4 protein-coding genes and 2 pseudogenes are annotated in these 6,609 nt (G+C 30.4%); 3 read left to right on the forward strand and 3 right to left on the reverse strand.

Going from position 1 to position 6,609, the window contains the following annotated elements; genetic code table 11:
* Positions 1-16: 16 nt before the first annotated feature.
* A complete protein-coding gene (locus tag AC1XJX_RS11575) occupies positions 17-1,366 on the reverse strand; it encodes a lamin tail domain-containing protein (RefSeq protein WP_482004145.1) in 1,350 nt (449 codons plus the stop codon).
* Positions 1,367-1,502: 136 nt separating this feature from the next.
* Complete coding sequence (gene pdxR / locus AC1XJX_RS11580; RefSeq protein WP_482004146.1) at positions 1,503-3,002, reverse strand: MocR-like pyridoxine biosynthesis transcription factor PdxR; 1,500 nt, start codon at positions 3,000-3,002, stop codon at positions 1,503-1,505.
* A 71-nt stretch (positions 3,003-3,073) separates the two neighbouring features.
* Here pdxR and AC1XJX_RS11585 point away from each other — a divergent pair, with 71 nt between their 5' ends.
* Both AC1XJX_RS11585 and AC1XJX_RS11590 read left to right on the forward strand, forming a co-directional pair.
* Positions 3,074-3,997, forward strand: a complete 924-nt coding sequence (locus AC1XJX_RS11585; protein ID WP_482004147.1) for an alpha/beta hydrolase family protein — start codon at positions 3,074-3,076, stop codon at positions 3,995-3,997.
* Positions 3,998-4,009: 12 nt separating this feature from the next.
* On the forward strand, positions 4,010-5,452 hold the full coding sequence (locus AC1XJX_RS11590) for an SLC13 family permease (protein ID WP_482004148.1): 1,443 nt from the start codon (positions 4,010-4,012) through the stop codon (positions 5,450-5,452).
* A 258-nt stretch (positions 5,453-5,710) separates the two neighbouring features.
* On the opposite strand, the pseudogene AC1XJX_RS11595 reads toward AC1XJX_RS11590, so the two are convergent.
* Positions 5,711-6,273: pseudogene (locus AC1XJX_RS11595) on the reverse strand (IS3 family transposase); the annotation flags it as partial.
* Positions 6,274-6,317: 44 nt separating this feature from the next.
* Here AC1XJX_RS11595 and AC1XJX_RS11600 point away from each other — a divergent pair.
* A pseudogene (locus AC1XJX_RS11600) lies at positions 6,318-6,609 on the forward strand (hypothetical protein); the annotation flags it as partial.

Consider the following 6,609-nt stretch of genomic DNA (forward strand, 5'->3'; position numbering starts at 1 on the left):
ATTAATTAATACGGGGTTATTTAATTAATAATTTAGATGATGATGAATGATTATTAATGGAAATATTAAGTAAGTAAAGTCCGCTCTGAACAAAACTAACATCAAGCATATCTGATTTCAATTTAGTATTTAAAACTTGTCTACCCGTAATATCATATAACTTAATACTTTTTTCACCAGAAATTTGAGATTTGATAGTCACAATTCCATTATTTACTGGATTTGGATAAATTGACAATTCGGATTTTAGAAAACTACTTATATTTAAAGCTGCTCCACTATTTTTTAAACCAGGAGAGAATAACAAACTAGCATTGGCTGAAGTGTGTAATACAAAATCACCTGTAATATCAGGGCTTCTGGTTATAGATTCATCCATACCAAAATTTAATCCCGTAGATGAACTATCAAAAACAAGTATAACTTCATCTAGGTTGTTTTTTATGGTAATAACATCACCTCCATTTGTTAAATTAAGATCTCCTGTTGAAGATGTTTGAACAATTGCACCTCCAAAACTACCTGTTGGTGTTCCACCTCCAAATAATACATAAACACCATTAGCAGGAATTACTGTGCTTGCTGGAACAGTATGCCTTGGAGTGCTAGTTCCAAAACCTGTTGCATCAAAAATGGTATATCCGCTAATATCTAAACTTGAACTGGAATTATTTACAAATTCAATAAATTCATCTGCTGCTGAATTTCTTACACCATCTCCATTAGCATCGCCAGTTAAATCACTTGCTGGGTCAAATAAAACTTCATTTACAACAAGAGGTGTTGATGGAGTTGATGGAATAGCTAAAACTCCAGGGGAAAACAATTCACCATTAACAGCTAAATGAAGTTCAAAATCTCCAGTTATATTTGGATTTCTCATAGCAGATTGATCAGCACCCATATTTAATCCAAGGACAGTACTGTCAAACGATAGGATTAGATTGCCAAATGCATCTGTTACCGTAATAACATCACCTCCATTTGTTAAATTAAGATCTCCTGTTGAAGATGTTTGAACAATTGCACCTCCAAAACTACCTGTTGGTGTTCCACCTCCAAATAATACATAAACACCATTAGCAGGAATTACTGTGCTTGCTGGAACAGTATGCCTTGGAGTGTCAGTACCAGGAAGAAGTGTATAATTTGTAATATCATAAATTTTATATCCACTAATATCTAATGGTGATACAGAATTGTTTACAAACTCAATAAATTCATCTGCTGCCGCATCTCTAACACCATCTCCATTAGCATCACCAGTTATATCACTAGCGGGGTCAAATAAAGCTTCATTAAGCACCAATTGTGCTGACATCGAATAACTTAAAAGGATAAAAAATAAAATGTAAAGTTTTTTCATAATGGATTAATTTAGTTTTACAATAATATAGTTTAAAATTAAGAGTAATCTTATTTAAAAAACAATACCAGTTTGTTATAAAATTTAATACCAATTATATTTACAGTCTAATTAATATAAATACTAATTAAGCTAACTAAAAAAGAGACTTCATTTGATTTACTTTTTGGATTAATTTATTAGGCCTTACAGCCGAATAACCCAAAATTAAACCTTGTTCTTTTTCTTCCCCTATATAACATTTACTTAATGAAAAAGCTACAATATCATGCTCTGCCAATTTTTCTATGAATTTTATTTCATCTTTTTCTGTAATTGAATTTTTAAATTTGGCAACAATATGAAGACTACAAAACTCTTTTTGATGGATATCTAGAGTTTTATTGTTTTTTTCAAATTCTTTAATAAATAATAAATGCCTTTCTTTGGCAACAGTAGTAATATTTTTTATGTGTTGAAAAAGATAATTCCTTTCAATAAACTGATTCATAACCACTTGAATAGACGGCGCAATAAAACGATGTGAATGTTCTTGTAATGCTTCAACTGCTTTTGCTAAATACTTAGGAACTATCATATAACCTAAACGTATTGAAGGATGCAATAATCTATTAAATGTTCCCATATAAATAGTCCTATCTTCAGTATCTAAAGTATATATGCTAGGCAAATTATTTATACTATTTGCTATTTCATTCTCATAATCATTTTCAATAATTAAAGCTTTATTTATTGATGCCCATTCCAACAATTCTTTTCTTCTATTAAGGCTCATTTTAACACCTAAGGGATAATGGTTTGAAGGCGTTGTATGAACAATTTTTGGTTTAAAGCTAGCCAAAGAATTCATTTTTTTTATATCAATCCCTTCTTTATCTATAGTAATGGGCAGAATATTAGATTGAATGCTTTTAAAAATAGAATGCACATTGGGAAAAGTTGGGTTTTCTAAAATAACATAATCATCTTTATCAATAACTGTATTGGTTATAAGATACAATGATTGCAATGAGCCCGAAACAATAATAATCTGCTCATAATTACATTTAATATTTCTATTAATATTTAAATAATTACAAATACTCTTTTTTAACTCTGTAATACCAGTAGTTTGAGAATAAGAAAGACCTGAAGATTTTACATGACGCCAATAAGCATTTAATAATTTTTTCCATTGATTCACTGGAAAAACATCTATTGGTGGTAACCCTGGCCTAAAAGCTAAATTATTATTCGGCAACCTATTTATGAGTGATATGTTTTTTAAAAATGATAACCCTTTTTCTGTTATTTTAGGATAAAGACTTTCATCAAAAGAGGTGTTTTCGGGTTTTTTAATATCCTCTTCTAATAAATTTTCATAATGTACCCTGTATCCTGAACCAGGCTTTGATGAAATTAATTTTTCTAATTTAAGTAACTCATAGGTTTTGTTTACAGTTGTTCTAGAAAGTACCAATTCTTCTGACAAAAGCCTAGTTGAAGGCAATAACCATTCGTGAGGCAAATCCTTGTTTAAAATGCCATTTTTTATTGCTCTGTATAGTACTATATATTTGTTTGTAGGTTTTATTAAAAGTTGACTACTATATTCTTCTTTAATCTTATCAATAGCAAATTTAAAATTGGTATTCATTTTTTTAGAAAATTGGTATCATAAAATTAGTAAATTAACTTCTTAATTTATACAAAAAAAATTTATTTTAAATGAAATCCATTTTTATTATAATAATTTACTTGGTTTTCTTCATGTTAATGGCATGCAGTGGTGATTCGCAATCATCAAAAATTCTAGCTTCAAATTTAGATTACCAAACAACTGGAAGTGGTTTTTTTGATTTTACTGATTATCAACCTTTTCATAATAAACCAATAAAAGTTTATTTTTATATACCCAAAAACTCGAATTCTAACTCATCAATAGTTTTTATTTTTCATGGTACAGATAGAAATGCTAAATATTATAGAGATGCTGCCATATCCAAGGCTAATCAATATAACTTTATAGTTATGGCTCCAGAATTATTAAATATAGATTTTCCAGGAGGTGATGGCTATAATCTTGGAAACGTTTTTATTGATGGTGACAATCCAACTACTTCTACTTTGAACCCTGAGGATCAATGGACTTTTTCTTTGATAGAACCTTTATTTGATTTTATAAAGGGAGGACTTAATAACGTTTCAACTAAATATCATATTATTGGACATTCTGCTGGTGGGCAGTTTGCAAATCGCTTTATTATGTTTAAACCTAATGCAAAATTTGATAAAGTTGTATCATCTGGTTCTGGGTGGTATACCATTCCAGATATATCAATACAATTCCCATATGGTTTTAAAAATAGCCCTTTGGAAACTCTATCTTTAACCAGTTTGTTTAATAAAAATTTAATAATACAAATAGGAGCACTTGATAATGACCCAAATTCTCCAGGGTTAAGGCATAATGAACTTGCAGATGCTCAAGGTTTAAATAGATTAGATAGAGCAAATTATTTCTTTCAAAAATCAGAGAATTTGTCACTATTAAACAATTTAGAATTTAATTGGCAATTTTACATCAATGAGAATGTTGGTCATAATTTTCAACCTGCTATTGAAAATGCGGCTGATATAATTTTTAATTAATAGTATTTAAATATGAATATTTCTAAAGGAAGAATAGGTTTGTTGTTGGGACCATTGGCATTTTTAATAATAACACTATATATTCATCCTAAAGGGCTCAATGATTCTGCTAATGCCGTTTTGGCATCTGCTATCTGGATTGCAATTTGGTGGATAACGGAAGCTGTGCCAATTGCAGTTACTGCATTATTACCTATTATTCTCTTTCCATTATCTGGCGGCATGGGGTTGAATGAAACTACGGCGTCTTACGGTCATAAATATGTGTTTCTGTATATTGGTGGTTTTATTTTAGCCATCGCTATTGAAAAATGGAATTTGCATAGAAGAATAGCTTTAACGATTATTAAAATTGTTGGAACTAATGTTATTAATATCATTCTTGGGTTTATGATTGCAACTGCATTTTTATCCATGTGGATATCCAACACAGCAACTGCCGTTATGATACTGCCAGTTGGAATGGCTATTGTATCACAATTAAGAGATAATCCAGCCACTATAGAAAACGAAAATTTAATTTTTGGTAAAGCCTTAATGCTATCTATTGCTTACAGTGCTTCAATTGGCGGCATAGCAACCCTTATAGGTACACCTCCAAATTTAGTGTTAGCAGGAGTTATAAAACAAACATATAATATAGAAATTTCATTTTCTCAATGGTTCTTTTTTGGGTTTCCAATTTCACTTATTCTATTATTTACATGTTGGATTTATCTAACACGTTTTGCCTTCAAATTTAAACAAAAAACATTTCCTGGTGGAAGTCAAGAAATTAAAAGGCAATTAAAATTATTGGGTAAAATTTCCTATGAAGAAAAAATAGTATTTCTTGTGTTTTTATTAACCGCTATTGCATGGATTACTAGGTCATTTTTGATTAAACAGCTTATTCCCGGAATTGATGACACTATTATTGTTGTTTTCTTTGCTATAATTTTGTTTATACTTCCTTCTAAAGACAAAGGAGTGAAAATTTTGATCTGGGAAGATGCAGTGAAATTGCCATGGGGTATTGTACTATTATTTGGTGGTGGAATGGCTTTAGCTCTTGGTTTTGAAACAAGTGGATTGGCAGTTTGGATTGGTAGCCAAATGACTTCTTTAGGATCTATATCGCTTATTTTATTGCTTTTGATTTTAGTTGCATCTGTAAATTTCTTAACGGAGATAACTTCAAATTTAGCTACAACCGCAATGTTATTACCTGTTCTTATTTCTCTTTCAACAGCTGTAGGTGTGCATCCATATTTTTTACTTGTTGGAGCTACTTTGGCAGCTTCATGTGCTTTTATGCTTCCGGTTGCAACCCCCCCAAATGCTGTAGTTTTTGGATCTGGGTACTTAAAAATAGAAGACATGGTAAAGAAAGGATTTTCAATGAATATTATTTCAATAATAGTTATAACTCTTTTTGTTTATTATGTACTACCGCTTCTTTGGGAATTTAAATAAATTAAATCAACACTTAAGTAAATAGAAAAATTAGGGCTCTTTATCAACTGTAAAAAACGGGTATAATATAATGACTAATTATATTTTTACTAGACAAAAGGTTGCGACATTTAAAGTTACACATAAAAAACTAATTATTAATTCCTGATTACTTGTTTACGAACAAAAGTGTAAGACACATTTTTCACAAAATGTTTTATAAATGATAAAATTAATAAATGGACTTGCAACACAAAGTTGGACAATTAATTGCGAGATTTAAGCTGCTAGATTTTGGTTATACATTTCTTTTTCAAATTCGTTAATAGTTTTTACCCTAAAGTTGAGTGTATTCTTCTTTTATTGTACCAAGTATCTATCCAAGAAAAGATGGATAGTTCTGCCTGAGATCTGTAATTGTATTTGTGCAGATACACCCATTCAGTTTTTAAGCTCTTAAAAAAGGATTCAGCAACGGCATTGTCCCAGCAATTTCCTTTTCTACTCATGCTCTGTTTTACTAAACCATCATAATTTTTAATAATATCCGTAAACAAATAACTTGCATACTGAGAGCCTCTATCCGAATGGAAGATAAGTTCTTCAGTAATTACGTTAGATTTTACGGCCATATTCCATGCGACTATTATAGTGTCCTGTGTTATTAGGTTGTCGCTCATAGACCAACCTATTACTTTTCGATTAAATAAATCAATAATCACTGTTAAATACATCCAACCTTGCTTTGTTTCAATATAAGTGATGTCGGATACCCAAACTTGATTTACTCTAGATACTTTAAAATTTTGATTTAAGCTATTAGTGGCAATGGGATATTTGTAAAGTAATATGCTTTAGTCCAGACCACTCAAAAAGTTTAGCCGATATGTCTGTTGAAAATCCAACATTAAATAGTTCGAACCTTGAATTGGCTATTGATAAAGCGCTTAGTTTATCCGCATCTCTTGAGAAGATTTGGACTGAAGGGGATTTAAAACAAAAACAAAAACTTCAAAATTTAGTGTTTCCATCCGGTCTAGGTTACGACAAGTCAAACGATAGAGTTCGAACCCCAAAAGTGAACGCTATTTTTGGCTCAATACCGATTTTAACGAAGGAAATATCAAACATAAAAAATGGAGAACCGATTCCTGTGAATCAATTCTCCGATTTAGTGA

This window comes from Flaviramulus sp. (assembly GCF_982512915.1).